At 49.2% G+C, this 23980-nt stretch carries 18 protein-coding genes; 5 read left to right on the top strand and 13 right to left on the bottom strand.

The window, feature by feature from the left end; all coding sequences use genetic code 11:
* Positions 1–41 precede the first annotated feature (41 nt).
* The 7 genes from KDW_RS21385 to KDW_RS21355 form a co-directional block, all read right to left on the bottom strand.
* Complete coding sequence (locus KDW_RS21385; RefSeq protein WP_162005479.1) at positions 42–2585, bottom strand: AAA family ATPase; 2544 nt, start codon at positions 2583–2585, stop codon at positions 42–44.
* 295 nt (positions 2586–2880) lie between these two features.
* Positions 2881–4017: an ABC transporter permease gene (locus KDW_RS21380; protein ID WP_233097833.1), complete on the bottom strand. Its 1137-nt coding sequence runs from the start codon at positions 4015–4017 to the stop codon at positions 2881–2883.
* A gap of 12 nt (positions 4018–4029) precedes the next feature.
* The gene (locus KDW_RS21375; protein WP_151757981.1) at positions 4030–4992 is read right to left on the bottom strand and encodes an ABC transporter permease; all 963 of its coding nucleotides are present in this window, start codon (positions 4990–4992) and stop codon (positions 4030–4032) included.
* A 117-nt stretch (positions 4993–5109) separates the two neighbouring features.
* Positions 5110–6843, bottom strand: coding sequence for a peptide ABC transporter substrate-binding protein (locus tag KDW_RS21370; protein WP_151757980.1), 1734 nt, complete (start codon positions 6841–6843; stop codon positions 5110–5112).
* A gap of 373 nt (positions 6844–7216) precedes the next feature.
* A complete protein-coding gene (locus KDW_RS21365) occupies positions 7217–7417 on the bottom strand; it encodes a hypothetical protein (protein WP_233097832.1) in 201 nt (66 codons plus the stop codon).
* A gap of 101 nt (positions 7418–7518) precedes the next feature.
* Entirely contained in the window at positions 7519–9075 is a 1557-nt protein-coding gene (locus tag KDW_RS21360; protein ID WP_151757979.1) for an ABC transporter ATP-binding protein, read from the bottom strand.
* Entirely contained in the window at positions 9072–10925 is a 1854-nt protein-coding gene (locus KDW_RS21355) for an ABC transporter ATP-binding protein (RefSeq protein ID WP_151757978.1), read from the bottom strand. Before KDW_RS21355 ends, KDW_RS21360 begins: the two co-directional genes overlap by 4 nt.
* A 578-nt stretch (positions 10926–11503) precedes the next feature.
* On the opposite strand from KDW_RS21355, the gene KDW_RS21350 reads away from it, so the two are divergent.
* Positions 11504–12499 (top strand): helix-turn-helix transcriptional regulator, encoded by a 996-nt coding sequence (locus tag KDW_RS21350; protein WP_151757977.1) that lies wholly within the window; start codon positions 11504–11506, stop codon positions 12497–12499.
* Positions 12500–12679: 180 nt separating this feature from the next.
* Positions 12680–13105: an ACT domain-containing protein gene (locus KDW_RS21345; RefSeq protein WP_151757976.1), complete on the top strand. Its 426-nt coding sequence runs from the start codon at positions 12680–12682 to the stop codon at positions 13103–13105.
* Between the two features lie 54 nt (positions 13106–13159).
* Here the strand turns inward: KDW_RS21345 and KDW_RS21340 are convergent, their stop codons facing one another.
* Both KDW_RS21340 and KDW_RS35230 read right to left on the bottom strand, forming a co-directional pair.
* A complete protein-coding gene (locus KDW_RS21340) occupies positions 13160–13981 on the bottom strand; it encodes an MBL fold metallo-hydrolase (RefSeq protein WP_162005477.1) in 822 nt (273 codons plus the stop codon).
* Positions 13972–14097 (bottom strand): hypothetical protein, encoded by a 126-nt coding sequence (locus KDW_RS35230; RefSeq protein WP_269822497.1) that lies wholly within the window; start codon positions 14095–14097, stop codon positions 13972–13974. The genes KDW_RS21340 and KDW_RS35230 overlap by 10 nt, the downstream gene beginning before the upstream one ends.
* A gap of 218 nt (positions 14098–14315) precedes the next feature.
* On the opposite strand from KDW_RS35230, the gene KDW_RS21335 reads away from it, so the two are divergent.
* Positions 14316–15992 carry an MDR family MFS transporter gene (locus tag KDW_RS21335; RefSeq protein WP_151757974.1) on the top strand — a complete coding sequence of 559 codons (1677 nt, stop codon included), beginning with the start codon at positions 14316–14318 and terminating at the stop codon, positions 15990–15992.
* A 15-nt stretch (positions 15993–16007) separates the two neighbouring features.
* Here the strand turns inward: KDW_RS21335 and KDW_RS21330 are convergent, their stop codons facing one another.
* The gene (locus KDW_RS21330) at positions 16008–17012 is read right to left on the bottom strand and encodes a hypothetical protein (RefSeq protein WP_151757973.1); all 1005 of its coding nucleotides are present in this window, start codon (positions 17010–17012) and stop codon (positions 16008–16010) included.
* A gap of 699 nt (positions 17013–17711) precedes the next feature.
* On the opposite strand from KDW_RS21330, the gene KDW_RS32380 reads away from it, so the two are divergent.
* Positions 17712–19847 carry a tetratricopeptide repeat protein gene (locus KDW_RS32380; RefSeq protein ID WP_151757972.1) on the top strand — a complete coding sequence of 712 codons (2136 nt, stop codon included), beginning with the start codon at positions 17712–17714 and terminating at the stop codon, positions 19845–19847.
* Between the two features lie 190 nt (positions 19848–20037).
* On the opposite strand, the gene KDW_RS21320 is transcribed toward KDW_RS32380, so the two are convergent.
* Both KDW_RS21320 and KDW_RS21315 read right to left on the bottom strand, forming a co-directional pair.
* A complete protein-coding gene (locus KDW_RS21320; RefSeq protein WP_151757971.1) occupies positions 20038–20457 on the bottom strand; it encodes a winged helix-turn-helix transcriptional regulator in 420 nt (139 codons plus the stop codon).
* A gap of 240 nt (positions 20458–20697) precedes the next feature.
* Positions 20698–20892 (bottom strand): hypothetical protein, encoded by a 195-nt coding sequence (locus KDW_RS21315; RefSeq protein WP_151757970.1) that lies wholly within the window; start codon positions 20890–20892, stop codon positions 20698–20700.
* A 646-nt stretch (positions 20893–21538) separates the two neighbouring features.
* Between KDW_RS21315 and KDW_RS21310 the strand changes: the two genes are divergently transcribed.
* Complete coding sequence (locus tag KDW_RS21310; RefSeq protein WP_151757969.1) at positions 21539–22459, top strand: NADP-dependent oxidoreductase; 921 nt, start codon at positions 21539–21541, stop codon at positions 22457–22459.
* 213 nt (positions 22460–22672) lie between these two features.
* On the opposite strand, the gene KDW_RS21305 is transcribed toward KDW_RS21310, so the two are convergent.
* The gene (locus KDW_RS21305; protein WP_151757968.1) at positions 22673–23902 is read right to left on the bottom strand and encodes a YidC/Oxa1 family membrane protein insertase; all 1230 of its coding nucleotides are present in this window, start codon (positions 23900–23902) and stop codon (positions 22673–22675) included.
* Positions 23903–23980: the final 78 nt, after the last annotated feature.

Here is a 23980-nt window from a genome sequence, read left to right as displayed (position 1 = left end):
ATATACCATACTCTGCTCAGGTTGACAATCCCGATAAACCGCTACGTGAGGTTCGTGACCTGTTTGTGCAGGTGCATCGCGGTTGGCGCCTGCTTCAAAATATGGCTGGCCAGTCCTGCAGCTTCCTGGGGATGACCACTGTGCAAGGCAAATCTGGCCTGGACAAATAAGAGTATTGCCCGCGTATAGGCGTCGCTCACCTGTAAGCCAAGGTTCCAGGCCTGCGTGGTGCATTCCTGGGAACTGGCATAATCACCTGAAATGCGAGCCAGTTCGGCCTGTGCTTCCGCCTCCAGCAATTGATCAGCAAAAGAGGGATCATTCTTTAACATACCAAGCAAACTTAATGCCGCATAGACATCGTTATAGGCTGTCTCTAACTCGCCCAGCTCACGTCCATATAAGCCGCGCTTAAAATAAGCGAGCGCCAGGCTGCGCAGATCCCCACTCTCACGTGTGCGCAACAGAAACGTATCCACATGCGCACGCGCCGCAGCAAGATTGCCTTGAATGTATTCCAGATGGGCCAGAAAGAGATAGGGACGCCACAAATAGGCGGGATGACCCAGGGCTTGCGCAATCTGCAGGCATTCTTCCCAGCACAATCGCGCCTTATCAATTCTCCCCTGGCTACAATAGAGGTGACCCAGATGGATAGAGAGGAATGCTTGCTGATATTGATTCTCTAATTGACTGCTGGCTTGAATTCCCGCTTGCAAGAGCCGGATAGCAATACCCGCATCATGCATACGCGCAGTAATAATCGCTAATTTGGCCGCCCAATGCATGACGCGCTCATGCCGCTGTTCCTGGCAGGCGCGCGCAAAGACCTCAAGCAAGACACCGCACTCCCGCTCAAGCATCACAATATTGCCCTGGTAGCGTTCCAGATAGGCTTCGGCATAGGCCTGAGTATTATACCAGGCCAGCTCAATCCTTTTCCGCTCTAAACGCTGCAGATAAACGTGCGCGTAGGCATACAGTAACGGATGTAACAGATACTGTGGATTATCACCGGTCGTGGTATCAGAGGTACGCTCTAACAAGGAGCTGTTAACAAAATAGCCCAGCTCTAATGCTGTATTAGTCAGGGTCTCAAAGGCAACATAGGTGCTATCAACGCTCTGCTGCTCCAGCGGACGAGTAGTGGACACCATGTATCCCTCAGAAGTATCAGTGCTTCTACTGGTAGCATACGCAGAAGCGAAGAGTGACAGGGGATCCATCTGCTCATTTTTCTCTTCACGCCAGCTGGTTGTTGAAAGAGCAGCTGCACACTCCAGGCTAAAAACCTGTGGACCCAGTAGTGATAGCAGCGCAAAGCGCTCCCGCTGCTCCTGCTGGACATTGCTAAAGGCCTGCTCAAAAAGAGTTGCCAGGATGCCGGCGTCATCAAGGAGCCGATGCAATGGATCAATACAAATATTCGCAGCCAGCAACTTTAAAGGGATACCGCGCACAGCAAGCGCATTTGCCGCCAGCTCAATTGCCAGCGGTAGATAACCCAGAGCCGTACAAATTTTTCCCAGCGCTTCTTGCCGGTCTTCTTCTGACAGAACCACAAAATTATGAGTATCGGAAGAAATAAGGAGCTCAAGCAACATACAGGCATCAGCATGTAATAATGGCTGCACATGTTGATGTAAAGAGACAAGAGCTGGTGCTGGAATATACCGACTGGTAGTAAGCACAATTCGTTGTCCCACCTGTACTTTATCAGGTGTACTGGCGAGCAAGGCGTCCAGGGCTTCGCGCAATGGGAATTGTGGGTCCACATCATCCAGCAGGAAGAGCATATTTTTATCGAGCAAAAGCATACGCAGGCGATCAACCATGTAGGCCAGATTACTATCCATCTGCTGAAAAAGCGAAATCAATGCCTTATCATCATGCACTCCTCTATCAGAAAAAACAGCCGCCTGCGACCGTGATCGCGATCCGTTTTCCTCTGGAGAAGACAGAATTGTCATCAACTCATTCAGGACCGTCAGCAAGCCAGCAGTCCCCTGACGTCCCTTACAGGAAAGAGTGATAATACCGTTCTGAAAGAGTCGGCGCTGACTATCTGCGGCAAGACGATGGACAAGCTCGGCAGCAAGGGCACTCTTCCCCACACCAGGCATACCCGTCAGGGCATAGAGACCAGCAGGCATTGAGCCTAGTTGGTCCAGCATTTGTTGAATCAACGCTTCGCGCCCGACCAGATGCTGGGGACGTACCGGCAATAGTTCGATCTTCGGAGCCGCCGCGCCAGAAACATGGGCATAGAGGCGTTGCACCAGCACGTTTTCTTCAGGACTCAATTCGCGCAATGAGGCCGTATGCAAATAGGTTTGGACTTCACGTGGGGTCGTACACAGAAACCAGGCCAGCACAAAGAGCTGCTGCCGTACATTGCGCCGGAAAGGATATGCCAGCCGACCAGCCTCCAGACGAGCCAAAAAATCCTCTGAGATATGGGTATCCTTAAAAAGGGGATCCTGCTGTACCACCTCCACCAGCGCACGCTGACTGGACCAGCCACGCTTGCGCCGCCGCTCACTCATCCATTTACCAAACTGAATAGCATCCATCGATGTTTTCACTGCAATTCCTGGTTTCCACGCGCATAAATACTTTTGCGAGTATATATATAGGATATATATACAGAAAGCCCAATAAGGCATACTTTGTCATTTTCAGGTGTAGTTGAAAAAGGAGGTACCCTCCACCCGATCCCCGCCACCAGACATTGCGAGAAGAGATCTTCAGCACAATCATCAGCCAACCATAGTTCCATCTATCCCTATCTACTTTACCACACTTCACCCTCAAAAAGGAAGAGAGCAGTAAAAAAAGGAGGCTTACCTGATGGGTAAGCCCCCTTTTTTTTATGTTTGATCAGTCTTTGGCGCGGGGATCAAAGGAGTCGCGCACACCGTCACCAAGGAAGGAGAAGGCGAGCACGATGATGGCCAGCATAGTACAGGGAACAATCGCAACCCAGAGATTGGTGCGAATGTACTGTGAACCTTCAGATACCATCAAACCAATACTGGAACCAGGAGGTTGTACACCCAGACCCAGGAAACTGATACCAGCCTCGGAAATGATCGTATTTGAGATGTTCAGGGTTGAGGCAATCACCACAATACTGAACAGGTTAGGAATGATGTGGCGCAAAATGATCTGGAAGTCTGAGCTACCCAGCGTCTTAGCAGCCTCAACATATTGCTGCTGCTTCAACTGCAAGGTCTGACCACGTACATAACGGGCCATCAATGGCCAGATAGTAAAGGCCAGGGCCAGCGAAACCAGGAGCAAACGCGCGTTACCATTCGCGCCAATTATCGGAATATGGTTCAAATTCTTGTCGGCCCATGGTCCCATGATACCCGAAATCAGGATCAAGAAGAGCAGGCCCGGGAAAGCGAACATGATATCGGTAAAGCGGGCCAGCAGGAAATCAATCCAGCCACCGTAGTAGCCAGCCAGCACGCCAACGATGATACCCAGCACAATATCCACAATCTCAACCAGGACCGCTACCGCGATCGAAATCAAGACACCCTGCATCAGGCGAGCCAGGATATCGCGACCCAGGCCATCAGTTCCAAGCCAATACTGGGCCGAAGGGCCTTCAGTCAGGCGATCAACCTCGGCATGACCGAAGCTATGGTACTGGTCAGGTCCAATCACGCCATTGGTCGTGCTGTTGTATGAGCCACCGATATGCTGATAGATTGGTGGACCCACGATGGCCAGAAGCACCAGGAAGATGATCACACCCAGGCTAATCATAGCCTTTTTATCGCGGCGGAAGCGCTTAAAAGATTCCTGAAACGGGGTCAAGTGCTGCTGGCGTGGCCCTTTAGGGTCTCCATCCGTAGCAGCAGCGATAGGTGCCATCTCAGGCTCAAGTGGCTTCGCAGCATTGTCAGGAGCCATAACCCCTGGTTGAGCAATGGGATTATTACTCGATGCATCTTCAGTCCTGAAGCGAGTCGGTCGTAATCCCCGATCTGTACGATCCTTCATCTACATATCCTCCTATTCTGACTTAATGCGTGGATCAACGACGGTATACAAAATGTCAGAAAGTAAATTGCCAAACACAACTGCAATCGCGAGCACAACAGTGGTTGCCTGGATAACCGGGTAATCACTTGCGCCAACTGAAGTCAGGGTTGTCTCAGCAATACCAGGAATATTGAAGACATGCTCAATGAAGAAAGCACCAGAAACCAGGAAACCCAGCGAAACACTGATCACGGTAACCAGCGGGATCAAAGCGTTGCGGAACGCATGACGGAAGGTAATCGCCTTCTCAAACAAGCCTTTGGCGCGTGCAGTCCGGATGTAGTCCTGACTGAGTACCTCAAGCATGCTCGTACGAGCCAGGCGCGCATAATAGGCAAAACCTGCGGCACCATAAATAAGGATCGGCACTAACTTATACTGAATGTCCGTCCAGGTATAATGCCAGGGCGTACCCCAGTTGGAGACTGGCCAGTTGAGTCCTGGGATGGATGTGTCCAGGCTCACCAGAGCAATCTGGGCAAACGTCGCCAGTACAAAGGATGGCAGGGCATAGATAATCAGCATGACCAGCATATTGGTGGTATCAATCCAGGTGCGGGCCTTGATGGCGGAATAGATACCCAGAGGAATACCCAGGGCCAACTGTACGACCAGAGCCCAGAGACCCAGTTCAACCGAGACTGGTACACCATCTTTCAGGATATCCCAGACTGCGCGTCCCTTCGATTGGAAAGAAAGACCAAAATCCAGACGGAAAAGCCCGGTTAAAAAGTTATAGTATTGCTGAAAGAAAGGTAGATCCAGATGATAGGCATGCTTTAATTGTAAATAAGCTTCCTGAGTATAATGTTGTCCCAATAATTGTTTAATCGGGTCATCAGGAGCAAAATAACCCATGGTAAAAGTAATAAAGGTTACTCCTATTACCACAAAAAGCAGACCTATTAATCTTTTCAATATAAATTGAATCATACAAAACTCCTCGACTCTCGCTTGTCAAGCAGGGATAGTGATACAAGAAAAGTATCACTATCCCTGCTTTTACTGACAAGCCTGAGAGGATGACCTCTTTAGTAAGGCAACCAGTGTTTAGTGCTGTGCAATATAAACATTTGCCCAGCTATCAGGAGGAATAAACGATGCAGCAGAGAATTTCAGGCCAATGACATATGGCTTGACCAGACGGATGTCCGGGCGCTGATAGATTGGCAACCAGGCAACATCGTCAACCAACTGCTGCTCAATTTTGTTGTAGGTTTTCAAGCGGGCAGCTTTATCAGACATGACGTCAGCGGCCAGCATCTGCTTTTGCAGGTCTTTCTGATTGGCAACGCTAGAACTATTGTTATCACCATAGTTATAAGCGTTGTTCGGCGCACCCGCACCAAACTGCAGCGAGATCCAGTCCTCAGGATCTGGGAAGTCAGCGCCCCAACCAGCTAACCACATCTGTAAAGGACCATCTTTACCTTGTGTCTGAGCCTGCTGAGTATACATGGTATTCTGACTGATCGAAGTTGTGTTAATCGTGATACCTAACACGCTCTTCCACATCTGCACTTCGGTCGCGGCCTCATTAGCTGCCTCAGGTGACTGATTGGCATAGGTCAGCGTAATCTGCGGGAATGTCTGACGTGTCAGACCCGCTTCTTGCAGACCTTTTTCAAACAGCTCAACAGCTTTCTTCTTGTCACCATGGGTATCTGAGCCACCAGGGCACTTCAGATCAGGATTGTAACCGTACTGGCCTTTAGGAATGATATGACAGTTTGGTGTATATGCACCCTGCCAGGCGGCCTTCACAATCGTATCGCGGTCCAGTGCCAGCGCCATCGCCTGCCGAATATTGATATTGTCCAGAGGTTTGACCTTGTAGTTCATACCAATATAGAAGATGGTCAGGGAATCGTTCTGATTGAAGTCAGGACGGCTTTTCGCCTGGCGAACCTGTGGCAATGGAATGTCAGTGATATCAACCTGATCGGCCAGATAAGAATTATAGCTGGTCTGGCGATCTTTATATGGCAGGTAATCAACTTCTTTCAGTTGTGGTTTCTTGCCATAGTAGTTGTCGTTAGGAACAAACTTGATACCAGTGGTGTGGTTATATTCTTTGACTTTGAATGGGCCATCACCACCCTGACCACCATTATCAGCCAGATGATCGGTCCATTTGTTGCCGTACTTCTCAACAACACTTTTCTCAACAACATAGCTTGTTGGATAGGTCAAAGCGCCAAGGAAATAGGCAGTAGCTTTGGTCAGTTTAATCACCACGGTATTGGGATCTTTCACGATCACGCCCGTGCCAATCACTGATTTCACTTTGCCTGTGGTGCGCTCAGGAGCATCCTTAATCAATCCTAAATAGGTCAGAGCAACACCCGACTGATCGTTGATCTCAGGGGAAAGAGCGCGATCAATCGTATAGGCAACGTCATTGGCATCCAGCTTTTTGCCATCGCTAAATTTCAGATTTGGTCGCAGGTGGAAAGTATAGGTTAACCCCTTATCTGAGACATCATAGGATTCGGCCAACTGCGGCTTAATATTAAGCTGCTCGTCTAATTGCACCAGGCCCGTGAAAGCCATATTGATCGCCTGGATTGAGGTATTATCGGTAGAGATACCCGGGTCGAACGAAGCGATATCGGGTAGGCGAAATGCCCAACGATACACCTGCTGGCTAGCGTCAGCCTTTGTTGTGTTTGTGCTACCTGCACCACCTGGTACAGCGCCACCGCCACAGGCGGATAGCAGCACACCAAACAAACAAAGGAGAGTAGGCAGCAGCATCGTTGTGATTTTTTTGCCTGAGCGCATAAATGATTACTCCTTGATATGTAAGTATGCGTCGTGTCTGTGAAGCATCGGGGAAAACCAGAGAGCATATGCACACATGCATCCCAACCATCCGCGTCAAGATTTACTGCTACCAGTTTTAGATCATAGAGAGCACGTCTTACGCTCACAAGAGAATCTATGTATGTTGCTCCCACACAGAACACAGAGACATCATACACAAAGCCAGCCATAAAACTCGCGGCAAACGTCGCTACTTGCGCGGAAAAGTCGCGGAATTCCAGCACGATAATGGGTATTTTTGCACAAATAAATGACCCCGCATGTCAGGCATACAGGGTCATTTATTTACGCAATGAGCAGTTAGCTAGCCAGCGCCATCAATACAATCTACTTATACAGCGGCACCAGCAGTATGGCGGAAACCCATCGCGTACAGCGCTGCGTACTCGCCTTCGCTCTGCAGGAGTTCGCTATGCGTCCCCTGCTCAACAATCTGACCGGCTTGCAGTACTACGATACAATCCGCGTCCTTAATCGTTGAGAGACGGTGCGCAATCACGAACGCGGTCCGCCCGTGTAAGAGCTTTTTCAAGCCCTGCTGCACGATAGCCTCGGTAAAGGTGTCAATATTGGCCGTGGCCTCATCCAGGATCAGGATGTGTGGATCGGCCAGCAGCGCACGCGCGAACGAGATCAGTTGGCGCTGCCCATACTCAGGTTACGGCCGCGTTCACGGATCGGCGTCTGGTAACCATCGGGCAGTTGAATGATCAAGTCGTGCGCGCCAACGATCTCGGCTGCCCGCATGACCTCTTCATCTGTGGCATCAAGCCGACCATAACGAATATTATCCGCGATCGAGCCGGTAAACAGAAATGGTTCCTGCGGCACCACACCAACCTGGCGGCGCAAGGATTTCTGCGTGACCTGGCGCAGGTCATAGCCATCGATCGTGATCGCGCCGCTCTGAATATCATAGAAGCGCGTTAACAAGCTAATGATCGTACTTTTACCGGCTCCGGTTGGTCCCACAATTGCCACTGTCTGGCCGGATTTCACCTGCCAGTTTAAACCGCGCAAGACCGGACGCTCAGGATTATAGCCAAAGACCACATCGCGGAACTCGACATCGCCTTTAATCTTTGGCAGTTCGATCGCCTGAGGATCATCCTGAATCTCAACCTTCATATTCAAAATCTGGAAGATACGCTCGGCCGCCACACCAGCACGCTGCAACTGGGTATATTGCTGACTCAGATCCCGGATAGGATCAAAGAAGCGGTTGATGTAGAGTACAAAGGCCACCAGGGTACCAACCAGCAGGTGTCCCTGCGAGACCAGAATACCACCATAGACGACCGTCAGACAGATGGCCAGGGCCGCCACAACCTCAACCAGCGGCAGCACCAGGGCCGCGATCTTGCTGGATTCCACATTGGTATCCCGGTTATAGGCGTTCAGGTCATCAAACTCAGCCCGGTTACGATCCTCACGCACCAGACTCTGGATCACACGCATGCCGGAGATATTCTCCTGCAAGGTCGAGTTTACCAGCGAGATCGAGGCACGCGTGCGTCGGAAAGAGTTTTGCGCATGCTTCTGCCAGAAAGCTGCGATGACAAACATAATTGGCAACACAACAAAGGTCAACAACGCCAGTCCTGGATTCATGATCAGCATCAGAATAATAATGCCGATCAGCGAGATCACCGAACCGATCATCGAGAGCAGTCCTGAACTCAGCATTGCCTCCAGCACATCAATGTCACTTTGCAGACGCGACATAACACGACCGATCTGGGTATGGTCATAGAAGCTCAATGAGAGACGCTGCAAGTGTGTAAACATATCAGCGCTCAACACATACAAGATCTGCTGACCAGCCCAGGACATCGTCCAGACCTGCCAGTATTGCGCCTGCCACATCGCGATATTCACCACCAGGAAGATGATGCTGAGCACGCCCAGTCCTACCAGGTCACTGCGGGTAATGAAATTGTCGATGGCTAACCCGATCAACCAGGGATTCAACAGGTTAAGCAGGGTATAGACGACCATCAAGACCATACTCCAGATGGCCGGTGTCTTATATTGTCCGATGTATGGAAAAAACATGCGGACAAGCTTCCAGTCAAAGCCTGATCCTTCTTCCTCATCGGAATGCGCCAGACTATTCTCAATCCAGGTATGGGAGCGTTTATAGGAAGCATAAGAGGTTGCTTGCTCACCTGACTTTAGTAACTTACTCACTGCAACACCTCCGTCTGCATCTGATCAGGCTGCGTCTCAAGCATCTGGGCCTCAAACTCCTCCTGCTCACGTAGTTGCAGGTCATAGAGGCGAGCATAGGGTCCATTACCCTTCAATAACGTCGCATGCGTACCGCGCTCAACGATTCTGCCACGCTCCAGCACCAGAATCTGATCGGCGTTTTTAATCGTCCGTAAGCGCGAAGCCACCACAAAGGTTGTACGTCCGCGCATCACTTCCTCCAGCGCCTGCTGAATCAGATACTCGGTCTCCATATCGACACTGGAAGTGGAATCATCCAGCACCAGAATACCTGGATCTAATAATAAGGTACGCGCGATAGCCACACGCTGCTTCTGTCCACCAGAAAGAGTGACACCACGCTCACCCACCCAGGTATCATAGCCATCGGGCAAGGCCAGAATAAAATCGTGGATGCGGGCCGCTTTAGCCGCATCCACAATCTGCTCTTCCGTAGCGCCGATCACACCATACGCGATATTTTCACGGATCGTGGCATTAAAGAGGAACACATCTTGCAAGACCAGACCAATATTACGACGCAGCGAGGGCAGCGTGACATCACGAATATCTGAGCCATCTACCAGCACACGTCCATCTTTGGTGTCATAGAAACGCGGCAGCAGATGCAAGAAGGAACTTTTACCACTGCCGGTCGGACCCAGAATAGCGATAGTCTGTCCTGGTTCAGCATCGATGCTAATGTCATGCAACACTTCTACACCGTTGCCATAGGCAAAGGACACATGCTCATAGCGCACATGGCCAGCCACTTTTTCCAGAACTTTAGCCCCGGGCGCACTGGTAATCTCAGAAGGCGTATCCAGCACACTAAAAATGCGCGTGCCACCCGACAAACCACGCACCCACCAGTTGATCATAAAACCAAAGGTACGGACAGGCGCGCCCAGCAACAGAATATAGTTCGTTACGGCCACCAGGGTTCCCAGACTCAGGGTTCGATTGATCACTGCGATACCACCAACCCACAAGACCAGCACAGTCACCACGTTCAGCGAGAGGACCAGCAAAGGCTGGTTCCAGGCCGACAGGCGCATCGCGCTCATATTGAGTTCGCGCAACTCCTGGTTCTTCTTGCCATACTTCTCGATTTCATATTCCTCACGGGCAAAGGACTTCACCACCCGCACGCCACTCAGACTCTCCTGCATGATCGTACTCAGATCACCCACACCATTCTGGACTGATAGCCATAAAGGGCGCAAGCGCTTGACAACCTGTACGGAGAGCAATAACATAATAGGAACAGAAACTAACGTAATAAGAGCTAAATATACATCAAGTCGCAATAATAGAACAGTCACCGAGACAAAAGTTGCGATCGCCACCACAGCGCGCATCAGGCCCATTGGATAAAAGTTACGCACAGCTTCGATATCAGCCGTCATACGCGACATTAATTGACCAGTCTCAGAGTCATCATGAAAAGAGAAACTAAGATTCTGTACATGATCATAAAGCATATTGCGTAGATCGTAAGCCACCAGGGACGAAATCGCCTGCGAAAGATACCCCTGCCCATACGAGAAAAGACCACGCAACGCACTCGTACCGAGAATTGCCAGTGCGATCCATAGCAGATCCTGCCAGCGGCCAGAACGAATACCAACATCCACGACCCATTGCAAGAGCCATGGCACCATCAATGAGAAACCAGTCGCCAGAGCAATGCACAGCACTGTTCCAACCGCCTGAGTCCAATGGGGCCGCAGCAACTTGATAATGCGCATATAGATGCGCCAATTTTCTTTCCATTGAGATACATTCGGGGAAGAAGAAGATTGCTGATTGACCTGTGTTACCTGCATATCCAGATTATTCCTTTCTTGACGTGCTTTAACCAAAGAGCCCGTTCACATACCCAGCGCACGTCGGGGCATTTCTGGCCATGCCCATAAAGCAAAGATGACCTATCGCGCTGTCATTATTATCCTGATATATAAAACTTTTCGTACAAGTAGAGGTACTCGACGATAGTCACATACATCGACGGATGTGACAGGTTTAGTATCATCTATGTTAAGTCTAAAAGGAAATGGCTGACATACGCTTGTCAGTCATTCCACTTCTTTTTTGGAAATTTCTGCAATTGAGTTTTTGGCTTGTTCACAGAAATTTTATTTTTTTCGGGGAATTATCCCGTACTTATATCTTTATCCCGTCGTGTGGCTAGAGCCATCTTTGCCCCCTGTGGCGGCGCAGATGAAAGAGAAGATTTCGGGGGCACAGCCCCGTTCCCCCCGTCAGAGGGCTCGCCGCCCCCTGCACCCCGCTTCCCTCCACCATCTCATTCGCAGGTGCGAAATAGTTCACTGACAACTAAAATGTGAAGATTTATCATCGTTTCCTCTTGTTTTTTATAGATGAGTAGCTCATAATAAAAGATATGCAAAAGACTGAAAGACTTGTAGCAATTACTCTCCTGCTACAGGTCAGGGGAAAAATGACGGCAAAACGCCTCTCCGACATACTGGGAGTCTCACAACGAACCATTTATCGGGACATCATTACCCTTTCACTGGCACATGTTCCTGTTTCCATGGACTATGGGCCCGGTGGAGGCTACTATTTGCCGGATGATTATCATTTAGAGTCAGCTATTTTTACGCGTGAAGAAGCTATTTCGCTGATTCTGAGTGCCGATATCTCTGGCAACTATAATTTGTTTGCCGGAGATAGCGACCTGCATCGTGCCCTGGTAAAACTTGAGGCGGTACTACCTGAAGAATACCGGCTGGATGTGATGGCGGCTCGTGAACATATCCTGGTGGATACTTCAGCCTGGTGTAATACGACCAGGCAGCCGACTCATCTGGAAACCATCCGTGCTGCCGTGCTGGGTTCTTATCAGCTGGATGTCCTCTATCCAGGCACGAGTTGCCAGTTGCTGCCCGAAACAGGCATGCTCTGGCGACGTATCGAACCCTATGGACTGGTCTTTAAAGGACTCAGTCGGCGTCATGCGCGTACGGGCCGCTGGTACCTGGTGGCATTCTGCCAGGATTGCCAATCTTTTCATACCTTGCGTGTCAGTGATATTGAGCAAGTATATGTCCAGGAAGAGACCATCGTGCCCCGCCCCAATTTTGATTTACGTGCGTATTGGCGCGAGGCCCGCAAACAGCTTGAACAGCTCAAGCCCCCCATCGTCCTGAAACTCCATGTGAGCGCAGTCGCCCGCTATAGTCCTTTGCATGGCGATGTCACGATCATGAAAGAGGAACAGGATGGCAGTGCCATTGTCCAGGTGAATGTGGAATCCGTGGATGACGCCATCTCTTATGCCCTGGGATTGGGTGCGGATGCCACCGTGCTCGACCCTCCCCATGTCCGCTCGGCCGTGGCTTCGACGGCACTTGCGATCAGCGCAATGTATAGCTGAAAACTCTATTTTTTCCCATCTATACTCATTTAAACATTTCCTCCACTCTATCTATTCCATATTTGAGAAAACTCAAAGAATGTGACACACTAAATGGAGTGACAAAAAAATAAGCTTCAGTGTTGAGGTACAAAGCCGAAGAAATGGTTACATGAGAAGAAGAAGAAGAGGAACAAGGCTATGACAACACACAGACGACTGGTACTTGCACTTCAGCCAGACATGCTGGCCATCTGCCGCTTAGAGCCAACCGCCTATATTGGCAACGACGTTCTGAACGGAAACTTTGTCGCCATCACCAAAACCGATGAAGAACTGTCCATTATTTGTCCACAGGAAAATATGCCAGAGGAAGCTATTTATACGAAGGGCTGGCGCTGCCTGCGCATCGAAGGACCCTTCAGCCATGATACCAGTGGTATCCTGGCCTCAGTGCTGGCCCCACTGGCTGAAGCCCACCTGAGTGTCTTTACCGCTACCACCTTTGATACCGGCCATGTGCTGGTCAAAGAAGAAAACTTGAATCGGGCCATCCAGATCCTGACGCAGACCGGCCATGTCGTGCGAAGCGAAAACAAAGCCACCGTCCCCTATGCCATCCAATAATCCCAACGTAACGGCAGGTCCTAAGCCTGCCGCTACGGTTGTTCAAAATAAAGATTAAAGATTATGTATGCGGTTGTAGAGGAAGTGCAGGTTTTCTTTAAATACTGGACTGGCCTGCCAGGAGGCACAGAAAGCGGGCGCATCTATCGCCAGCAGTTCATCCAGGGAGGGCGCGGCATAGGCCATCTGCTGTAGCAACTGGATATATTGACCCATTATACCAACAGCCTCACCAGTTCCTATCACGCCATGTCCAGGGACAATCGTGGATAGTTGCAGGGCTTCTACTTTGGCCAGGATACGTAACCATTCATCGGGATTACCATCTCCCATAGATGGATGAAAGCCGATCTGTACGATATCGCTCATAAAGGCCAGCGCTTCTTCAGGAAAATAGAGAAACGCATCACTGGGGCTGTGCGCACCACCAAAGGTCAATAGCACGGCAGTCCGTTTGGATCCTGCAAAGGCCAGGCGGCGCTCAAACGTAACGTCGGGCAAGCGCAGCGTCAGATTGGGGAGCGCCATATTGACCTGACGCATTTCATCCACATAGAGTTCCAGGTCCTTCCGCTGGACAGGATCTTGTTCCTGTTCCAGGGCTTCTTCCAGTTTTTCCAGTGGCATTGGTTGTGAACGCATGCGTTCCAAACGAGCCACACCTTTGGTACGCATCAAATCAAAGGTGCTATCGGTGGCGAAGATGGTGGCATCTTCAAAGACCTGATTGCCCCAGATATGGTCACTATGATGATGGCTATTAATCACATAGGTAACCTTACGACCAGTCAACTGTTCAGCAGCGCTACGCAGACTGAGGGCGGCCTGCGGTGTGTTAAACGTATCAAAAATCAACGTCTGCTCGCCTAAATCCACAATGCCGGCATTGCCCAGGCACCAGATCCTCCCTTCACAATCGCAGCATAGATCCCCTCTGCGACCTGCTCAAGTTGAAAATAGGGTGAACTAAAAGAGGAAAGAGAATAGCTCATAAAGCGATGGCCTCGTTTCCAGAATATAAAGTAACAATACACAATTTCAGCTCAAGGGTATCATGTCTACTCTGAGAAGACAAGGCAACACATTTGCCTGGCATGGCCGATTGTTTTTAGTAGCCATAAATTTAAGATTATAGATCAATTTAACCTGCAGCCTCGCGCCTGCGGCGCTCGCTTATTGAGATACATTATTGTTTCATGCGAGAAGGCTTATGCATAAGATACATTCACTACAACAATCGGGCATAGATATGCCTCTCTACAGTAAACGTGAAACGCTATTGACGATGGTCGGGGTCCTGCTGGTGATGTTATTAGCATCATTGGATCAGACGATTGTCTCGACGGCGATGCCCCATATTGTGTCCGAGTTAAAAGGCTTCGACCGCTATACCTGGGTCACGACAGCTTACCTCTTAACCTCCACCGTGATGGTACCTATCTATGGCAAACTATCAGATCTCTATGGCAGAAAGGCCATTTTCCTGATCGGGATTCTCCTCTTTCTGAGTGGTTCAGCGCTCTGCGGTATGTCATCATCCATGAATGCTCTGATCGGCTTTCGCGCCTTTCAAGGACTGGGTGCGGCGGCGCTGCTGCCCATTGCCATCGCGGTAGTTGGCGATCTCTTTACGCCACGTGAACGCGGAAAATGGCAGGGGGTGACCGGTGCGGTATTTGGGCTCTCCTCGGTGATTGGGCCAGCGGTCGGCGGCTGGATTACTGAAAACGCCAACTGGCGCTGGGTCTTTTATATCAACCTGCCAGTTGGACTCGTGGCCCTGCTGGTCTTGATCTTCCTGATGCCCTCCTTAACAAAGCGTGTGGCCACGGTCTCAATCGACTATCTGGGTGCTGGCTTACTCATTGCGGGCACGATAGCCCTCCTGCTCGGATTTACCTGGGCTGGAAGCACATATGCATGGTTATCGCCACAGATTATGGGACTGCTGGCATGCTCCTGCACTATCCTGACCATTTTTATCCTGGTTGAAGCCCATAAAGAACGTCAACAACAGCAGCCCATTATTGATCCCAGTCTCTTTCGCAATCGCATCTTTGTTATCAGCGTCCTGATTACCATGGCAGCCAATATGGCACTGCTGGGAAGTGTCTTTTTTCTACCCTTGTTTGCGCAGGGTATTCTCGGAATCTCAGCAACTGACAGTGGTCTCTTGCTCTCACCAATGACCTTAACCCTGGTTGCCAGCAGCGTCATCTCGGGACAGATCGTGTCGCGGGTGGGAAAATATAAAGCCATTGCGATTGTAGGCATGTTTATCAGTGTTCTGGGAGCAGCGATGTTGCTGCGGCTGAATGTCAACTCGCATGCCAATGATCTCTGGATGGCTATGATTGTGATGGGCTTTGGTACCGGCTTCGGGATGTCGTTTTACACGATGATTGTGCAGAATGCCCTACCAGATAAGATTGGACAGGCAACCTCGGCGCTGACCTTCTTTCGCCAGATTGGTGGTACGATCGCGCTGGCAGCTATGGGATCCGTGATGGCCGCCAGTTATCTCCCAACCTTCCATCAATCGATACCAGCACAAACACGACAGCTACTGCCCGCAAAGATCATCAACCTCTTTGATAATCCCAACATTCTCCTGTCACATGAGATGCAGCAGACGGTCTTCAAACAATTCGCCATGCTGGGACCAGGCGGACTGACAGCATACGACCAGTTGCTACATGCCGTCAAAATGGGCCTGGCCCAGGGTATCTATAATACCTTTATTCTGAGCCTGGCCTTCATGCTGGTCAGTCTGGTGCTCGTCTTCTTCCTCGAAGACAGACCATTACAGGGTCGCAAGATCAATACCAGAAAAAACTCAGCAACTGATCCCAGCGTGGCCGATACGCCTCCGCTCATGTTGCACTAGCCCCACAGAGGCAGATCAGCCGGGTGATCTTCTGGTGGTAAAAAGGATGCTGCCCAGGAGGAAAGCGATAGCGCCCATTGAGAGCAGCAGATGGATAATGGCCAGCGGCAGCGATGGCGTAAAAATCCATAGCAGCCAGGCATTGAAGGACAGGCAGAGCCAGCAACAACTGAGCAGCAGATAGCGATTCGTCAACCAGGCGTACAGGCTACTACGCTCTTGCTCGGTCCTGAGTTGCTGCGATCCTCTAAAAAAGTAGACGATGGCAAACAAGGTAAAGACAGCACCCAGCAATGGATGCCATAGGGTTTTGCCTGCTCCAGCATAGGTATTGATCATCCAGATACCCATAGCACAAACAATGAGCAGAGTAAAAAGAGTATTCGTGAAGCGAGTATTACTTGATAAGAATGGTGTAGGTGGCTTCTTCTCTTGTTCAGGTCGCATATAAATCCTCTTTAATCGACACCTGAAAAACATTTTAGCGTTCTGGCGGGTACATCTATTATCAACGAGTATGTGAACACAAAATAAAAAATGCAGGAGAAGCATAGTTCTTCCTGCATTGACAAAACAAACCTGTGCGTTAAAAGTCCGGGGGGATAGGGGAGCAATCAGTTGGATACCTCGGCCCAGGGACAAAAATGCGCCGAGAAAAAAAGTTGCCATCAGTAGTGCCAGGACTGTCGTGGATACCAGCGGGATTAAAAACCAGGCAACCGCCAGCGCGGCAGCCAGATTCAACCAGATCAGACCATTTACTATATCCAGATTGCGATGCCAGATTTTTTCATCCATAGTAGTCTGAAGCGATCTCAATGACTGTATCCCACTATACAGATAGTAGACACCGCTGCTAGCAGACAACAGGATTAAGAATACCTGCCACCAGATGATAGTGTTGCCAACACTCAATTCTACAAGCAAGCTGCCGACAAAGAAGAGTAAGAGAAGTAGCGCCACACCTACCAGTTTTTTATATCTGGATTCCTTGCGTAGATTATGATAGTCACCTGACATGGTGCGCCTCCCTCTGCTAAATGCCACAACATTTTTACATGCCCATACATACGACTTCATATCATATATATAATACGTATAACGGCACGAATTCAAAAATACTTTGAGTGTAAAAATAAATTACATAGCAAAAAAGAGCATGAAGTTCAATGGCAGACAACAATAAAAATCAATATATCCAAATATTTTAGATCATCCTGCTAGCACTTTGTCAAACTTCGTTTGATGAGTTGTGCGCCCGCTACGCGGGCGGGATGGGGGAGATGCCGGGGGCACAGCCCCCGATCCCCCAGTCAAGGGGCTCGCCGCTTGAGCATGCCCCCGGCATGCTCGCTAGCATCCCCACCTCCCCATCACATGATGTCTGACAGACTACTAGCGATATAGTTCATACAGGTGTTTCCTATGTATCATAAGATATCAAGTCATTTTATACTCCAGGTAAAACTTATTTATTTTCATCTCTTTTCTAGAATTGGGAAGTCCTATATTCTATCGACATAATGTTTACAATTTGCGTTCAATGCCTTAAAATAAAGATTATTATCTCTATAAATTTGGATTTCATCTACACACCTGTAGTTCGCAAAAAAAAGTATGAAATCCAAAGAAATTGACTCTTTTGGCTTTCATAAATAGCGGATAGTAGATGAAATCAATGTGACGCAATTATGCAATACATGGAGGTTCCGCATAAACATGGACTCATCTTATGATGAACACTTCGCTCAATCTTCTGATGCAGAGGAAGATGATCACACCCAACCGGCAATGAAGGCGGTGAAACCATCAAATACCATTGATAATGACAAAACGGTGAAAGTAGATCCCACATCGAAATCGTCTGATGAACAGGCAACACAAAAAATAGAGCCCACATCAAAATCATTAGACGAAGAAGCCACACAAAAATCAGAGTCTCCTGCTACAAATGCGCCTGTACAGGAGACTGCCATCACGAGTAACGCTGCGGAAGGTGTTCAACCATCCATAGCCAGTGAGCCAACTATTTCAAATGCGCCAATACCACCCGTTTATCCAGCTCATATAAGCGACACACCAACCTATCAATCAGGTCCTGCTTATCCCCAGCAAGCCAGTACCACTGGTGGCAACTATCAATCCGGTCCTGCTTATCCTCCTCCACCCAATTACCAATCCGGGGCCGGCTATCCTCCTCCACCCAATTACCAATCCGGGGCCGGCTATCCTCCTCCACCCAATTACCAATCCGGGGCCGGCTATCCGCCTCCGCCTAATTACCAATCCGGGGCCGGCTATCCGCCTCCACCCAGTTATCAATCCACGCCTTCCTATCCGCCACTCAATGCGCAATCCAGGCCTGCCTACACACCAAAAGTCAGGCCACCTAAGAAGCAGGCGGCGGCATTGCCTCTCTGGATGTATATCGGTGGCATTGTCCTGACCATTGCAGTACTGATCGGATTGTATTTGCTGGGTAGCGATTGGGCTGAAGGAGCTTCTCTGGCTTCTGTTGCTGCCTTGATTATTGCTGCACTCATTGCTGGCGGCTGGCTGGTGCGTGCATACCTGCGCAATATCGTGCCGGCCAGTAACATACGCCGCATCGTCTCGACGGTTTTCTTGCTGGTCCTGGTAATTTTCTCAGGCTGGGCCAGGGCCGCACAGGGCACGATTCACGAATGGCAGGGACAATCATTGGAGGCCCAACAAAAATGGCAACAGGCCATGAATGAATATACGTTCGCGGGCGAGCATGAACCAACTAGTGTTAACCTGGCACGCACGCAAACCTCATGGGGTGTGGCCCTCCAGAAGAGCCTTCATTACAATGATGCCCTGACGAAGTTCACCTATGTTATCGACCACTTTGGCACTTCCACCAGTAATACAAGTAGCGACAGCAATCACGATCAACCAGATCCAGAATTACAGGCACAGATAACGCGTGCCCAGACCGCAAGCATCGACACGCGTATTACGATGGCGCAACAAAGTATCCAGGCAAAAAAATACAACGAGGCGACCAATATTCTGGATCCAACCCTGAATTTACCGTACTGTGATAGCGGCTGCAAAAAGCGTGCGCAACCCCTGGATGCAACTTCCTATTACCAGATAGGTAGCGGTCAATTGCAGGATAAGAAATATAGCGACGCAATTACCAGCTTCAACACCATCCTCAACTCATTTCCGGACGCCAAAGAGGCCGCTGACACGCGTACAAATATGTCGAAGGCACTCCTGGGACAAGGTGAGGATCAGCTGCACAATAAAAATTATAGCGATGCCGTAGACTCGTTCAATAAAATTGTGAATACCTATCCATATCCAGCGAAAGCCAAACAGATCCATGGGGATCTGTCCAAAGCTATTCTGGGTCAGGGCCAGACCACGCGCGCTAGCTCCTGTACAGATTCGGTTACGTATTATAAACAGCTGGCTAAAGATTATAAGGATACGCCCGAAGGCCAAAAGGCACAGCAAGAGCTGAATGTTCCACAGAATGTCAGTGGTCAATTCGTCAATACTGAACCCTCACACGCTTTTTCACAGATGGGGCTGGTGCAGGGATTACATGGCAATATGCCACAGGGTGAATTGTTCAATGCCTGGGGCAATGCTCCTTACAAGACAGATATTCAGGCTAACGGGAACTTTGCCTTCCAGGGTATTCCCCAGGGCAGCTATGATCTGATGTGGTACGGCAATGATGGTACTGCTGAGTATGTCGAATTCATTTATACACAGTTCACATTATCACCGAAATATGTCGCTAACGTCGGACCATTATGTTCGGTCAACATGGGGAAAGTCACGAACGTTACTGGCTACACCACAACACTCCACTAATCAGATAACGCGCTGCACAACTTTTTAAGGCCAACTTTTATGGAGTGGAAATTACTGACTACCCGGTAATTTCCACTCCATCATCACAACCCACAGAACATTACCCATTCTGCTTGCACGCCGTATTACAACTGTGCGCTCAACAGTTCCACCGGCAAGCCATTTCTCGCGACTAGTAAAATTTTCGTAGCTAGCGCTGCTGGACCAGGGAAGCTGTTTCTGCCTGGAGCGGCCTTTGATCGCGTTGATCATATGTCGTCTGGGCATGCGCGACCTCTTGCAAATGATCGTATGCCCAGATCTGTAAAACTTTCACTGGCTCTAACAGCGTCTGCCCCAATGGCGTAAGAGAATACTCTACAACGGGAGGCACGACAGGATACACGACGCGCTGGACCAGGCCATTGCGTTCCATCGCTCGTAATGTCTGTGTTAGCATTTTTTTCGAGATGCCATCGATCCGCTTGAGCAAGTGGCTGAAACGCATCGTGCCATCTTCTAAGGCATAGATGACCAGGGGCGTCCACTGGTCGGCAATCAATTGTAACACCTGCCGCGATAGGCAATTCGCCTGGAAAATATCAGGGGATGTTTGCTGCTTAGTCTCCATCTGGTAACTATACCATGCGCATTATCAAAGTACCAGGGCGGCGTATGTTCTGTAAGGGATGGAACAGCATCAGAGATGCATAGAAAAGCTGCCGAAAAATACATGTTTGTTAAGGGTATTGCACTAAATATTTTAGAAGTATGCGAAAGGATGGCTGGTTTCATATGTTCTTAAGGGGATTTTTATAGCCCCTTAAGAACTTTTTTTAACGCTTTATAACACCTGACGATTAAAAGTTTGTTAATCTAGCTCAAGAATATTAGTCAACACCGCCGCCGTGGAGACGATGGTGACTGTGGTCGCCACTCCAGCCGCCGCCATAGCCCCAGCCGCTGTTGCCACCACTCCAGCCGCCGCCATAGCCATACCCGTACCCGTACCCATATCCATAGCCCCAATGGGGACCGTCAGACTTGCCAGCAGCGCCATTGACATGTTTCAAATCGCTATCAGCTATCTCAAGCGTTTCAGTCGAGGCTTCAGAAAGCTGAGAGAGTTCCTCTGTGGATAAAGAGTCTTTTACATTTTTAATCTCATTATGCATATACATGTCCTTTCGCTTTGCTTTGGGCAAAGACTATACTTTATCGGTACCATTCCTTCCGCTTTGAGAGACCTATCAACGATTGCTGCACCTGCTATTTGCGCCTATAGCTTTATGTTTTACCAACCGCTTTTTTAATATCTCTCGTATCTATTCTTATTTTCATCTCTGGTACCTATATTCATTATAAAAACGCATCAAAAAAAGGAGTTTATGCTCATAGTTTCAGTGTTTCTTGAGCTCATTTGTCACGTATGAGAAGCACTTTTGTGAAATCTTCTTGAACATAGCAGGTTGTATGTAGTTGAACTGAGGGGAGGATGAGCAATTTTGAAGAGTTGAGTTTGGGGAGTTGATCTGACAGTTACTATTAAATAGCACATGCATGGTTACCAGATGGTAACTATATCACTTTTTGGTTCCTTCTTACATAATATTAGTTTTTTAGCTATAGTTGCTTTGGGAGATATCTTATTTACCCATCCATACGAAAACACGAGAAGCGTCCAATGAGAGAAGAGAATAAGGAGTTGAAAAATGACCAGAGCTGTCAGATTTGATCAGTATGGCGAGATTGACGTATTACAGGTCGTTGATGTAGAGCGGCCTGCGCCGGGTCCAGGACAAGTGCTTGTCAATGTCAAAGCAGCAGGCATTAATCCTGGTGAAGCATCTATCCGTAAGGGCGTGTTTGCCGATCGCTGGCCCTCCACCTTTCCATCCGGACAGGGCAGTGACCTGGCAGGTGTCATAGCCGCTATCGGTGAGGACGTGGAAGGTTTTGTGGTTGGGGATGAGGTCATCGGTTTCACGCACAACAGAGCCAGTCAGGCAGAGTTTGTTGTTGTCGAGGCCAGCGACCTTACCCGCCGTCCGCGCAATGTCTCCTGGGAGGAGGCCGGCTCATTATTTGTCGCCGGAACAACCGCCTACGCGGCAATTCGCGCTATCGCATTGAAACAGGAGGATACCGTCGCTGTCTCAGGGGCTGCGGGCGGAGTGGGCTCAATCGTGGTTCAACTGGCAAGAAGAGTAGGAGCAAAAGTGATCGGCCTGGCCAGTCCAACGCATCATCAGTGGCTGAGCGAGCACCATATTATTCCGGTCGCCTACGGTGAGGGTGTCGAGGAGCGTCTTCGCGCAGCCGCCGACAATCATCTCGACGCGTTCATCGATACCTATGGTGCCGATTACGTCGAACTTGCCCTCAAGCTAGGCGTCCGTCCTGAACGTATTGATACGATTATCAACTTTGCGGCAGTGGAAAAGCATGGCGTAAAAGCCGAGGGAAATAATGAGGCCGCGAGTGCGGCAGTACTGGCTGAGCTCGCCCAACTTATCGACCAGGGAGAGCTGGAAATTCCGATTGCCCGCACCTATCCTCTCGCTGATGTACAAGAGGCGTATCGCGAGTTGGAGCAGCGCCATACCCATGGCAAGATTGTGCTCGTACCCTGAATTCTCTCCTGCCTGTTGTAGAAGGACACATTCGGTCAGAAGCATTGTACTTCTGACCGAATGTGCTTAAGCATACGCTAATGCAACAATGATGATCATCCAGCCGTAATGGTGCCATTGTCCATCAGCGTTTGAATAAATCTGGCACAGTAACCATCATTCGCTCCCCCCCTCTCTGGAGGATCTATCGAGAAGGTAGCTTCAGACACTATCTCAGGATGTCTGTGCTTTTTTATGTAATTCCTGATAGACAGAAATCAAAAAAACTGAAAGTGGAACAAATAATAACAATTGTACTGGCAACATGGCTCTTTTAACATCACCATGTTTCTTTATCCACACAATCTCTTTCTTCAAACTTCCCCGTCTCATAATACTGACTGCATACATAAACAAGGGCACATAGTTAATCGCCACACAGACAAAAAAGCAACTGAGCACAATCGTGAAGAGCGCATGGCCAGGATCATGGAAGAAAATGAAACCGCTTAAGCCAGCACAGAACACGATGGTCGCCAGAAACTCAATGAGAATAAGCTTGGGATTCCAGGCCATATCTAACGCGGTGAACAGTCGTATGCTTATCAACCGATTACCTGCCGTTACCTGCCGTTCCTTCATAGTAACCGGCTTCTCACTACGTAGGAGTGCGGGCGTATAACGGTGATTTACGTACAGTTGCACACCAATCACAATCAGACTTGTCACAATCCAGTAAAAAGTCATACCAACAGGTAGTACCCAGAATGAAGCGGCGCTCAAGACCATAATCAAAAATGGCGTAATAGCGGTCATTTGTTTCGGATTGCTCTCGAACAATGTGTTGTCTGGATTATCTATGATGGCCTGGAGGTCCGCGCCGGGTAAGGTTATTTTGGTCTGGATGAAAGCCAGTATCCCTGCCACGATGGCAAAAATGCTGATTGGGCCTGGCTCAGGTCGCGTCAGATCAAGATGATAGCCACCCAGCCAGTTCGGTTGTGTATTGATCGCAGTCACAAATTTGGGATTAAAAGGATAAAGCAGATGGTTTAATACTCCAGGCTGTACATGAAAGACATCATTGTACAGATGGTTCGTAAAAACAAACCAGAGCGCGCCGAGAAATAACAACGGTATAATCAGTGACAGGCATCCACCGGCTGGATTAATTTTATAGCTTCGATAAAGCTTTTGACCTTCCATACGTAATTTCTGTTTGTCGTCACCATACTTTACTTTCAAAGCCTCCAGTTGCGGCTGCAGGCTTTTCATGGTCACTTCCATATCCTTCTGCGAACGCATACCGTACAGTGTTATAGGAAAAAAGATCAGTTGTATGAGAATAGCAAAGAGCAGGAGCGCAAATCCTATATCACCAACCCCACGATAGATGAAGATCAGTACATTCAAACAAGGAATAGTCAACAGTAGATCAAAAAGATGGCCAAAAAATTGAAACATATAATACTCTCTTCTCTTGCCTATGTGTCAATCCGACAGATGATACAAGCACTCAGTGAGCGCTGGCACCATCTGTCG

Source organism: Dictyobacter vulcani (genome assembly GCF_008974265.1).
In the GTDB taxonomy this organism is placed as follows: domain Bacteria; phylum Chloroflexota; class Ktedonobacteria; order Ktedonobacterales; family Ktedonobacteraceae; genus Dictyobacter; species Dictyobacter vulcani.
Note: the sequence above shows the minus strand (reverse complement) of the source record. Positions and strands in the feature narration are given on the sequence as shown.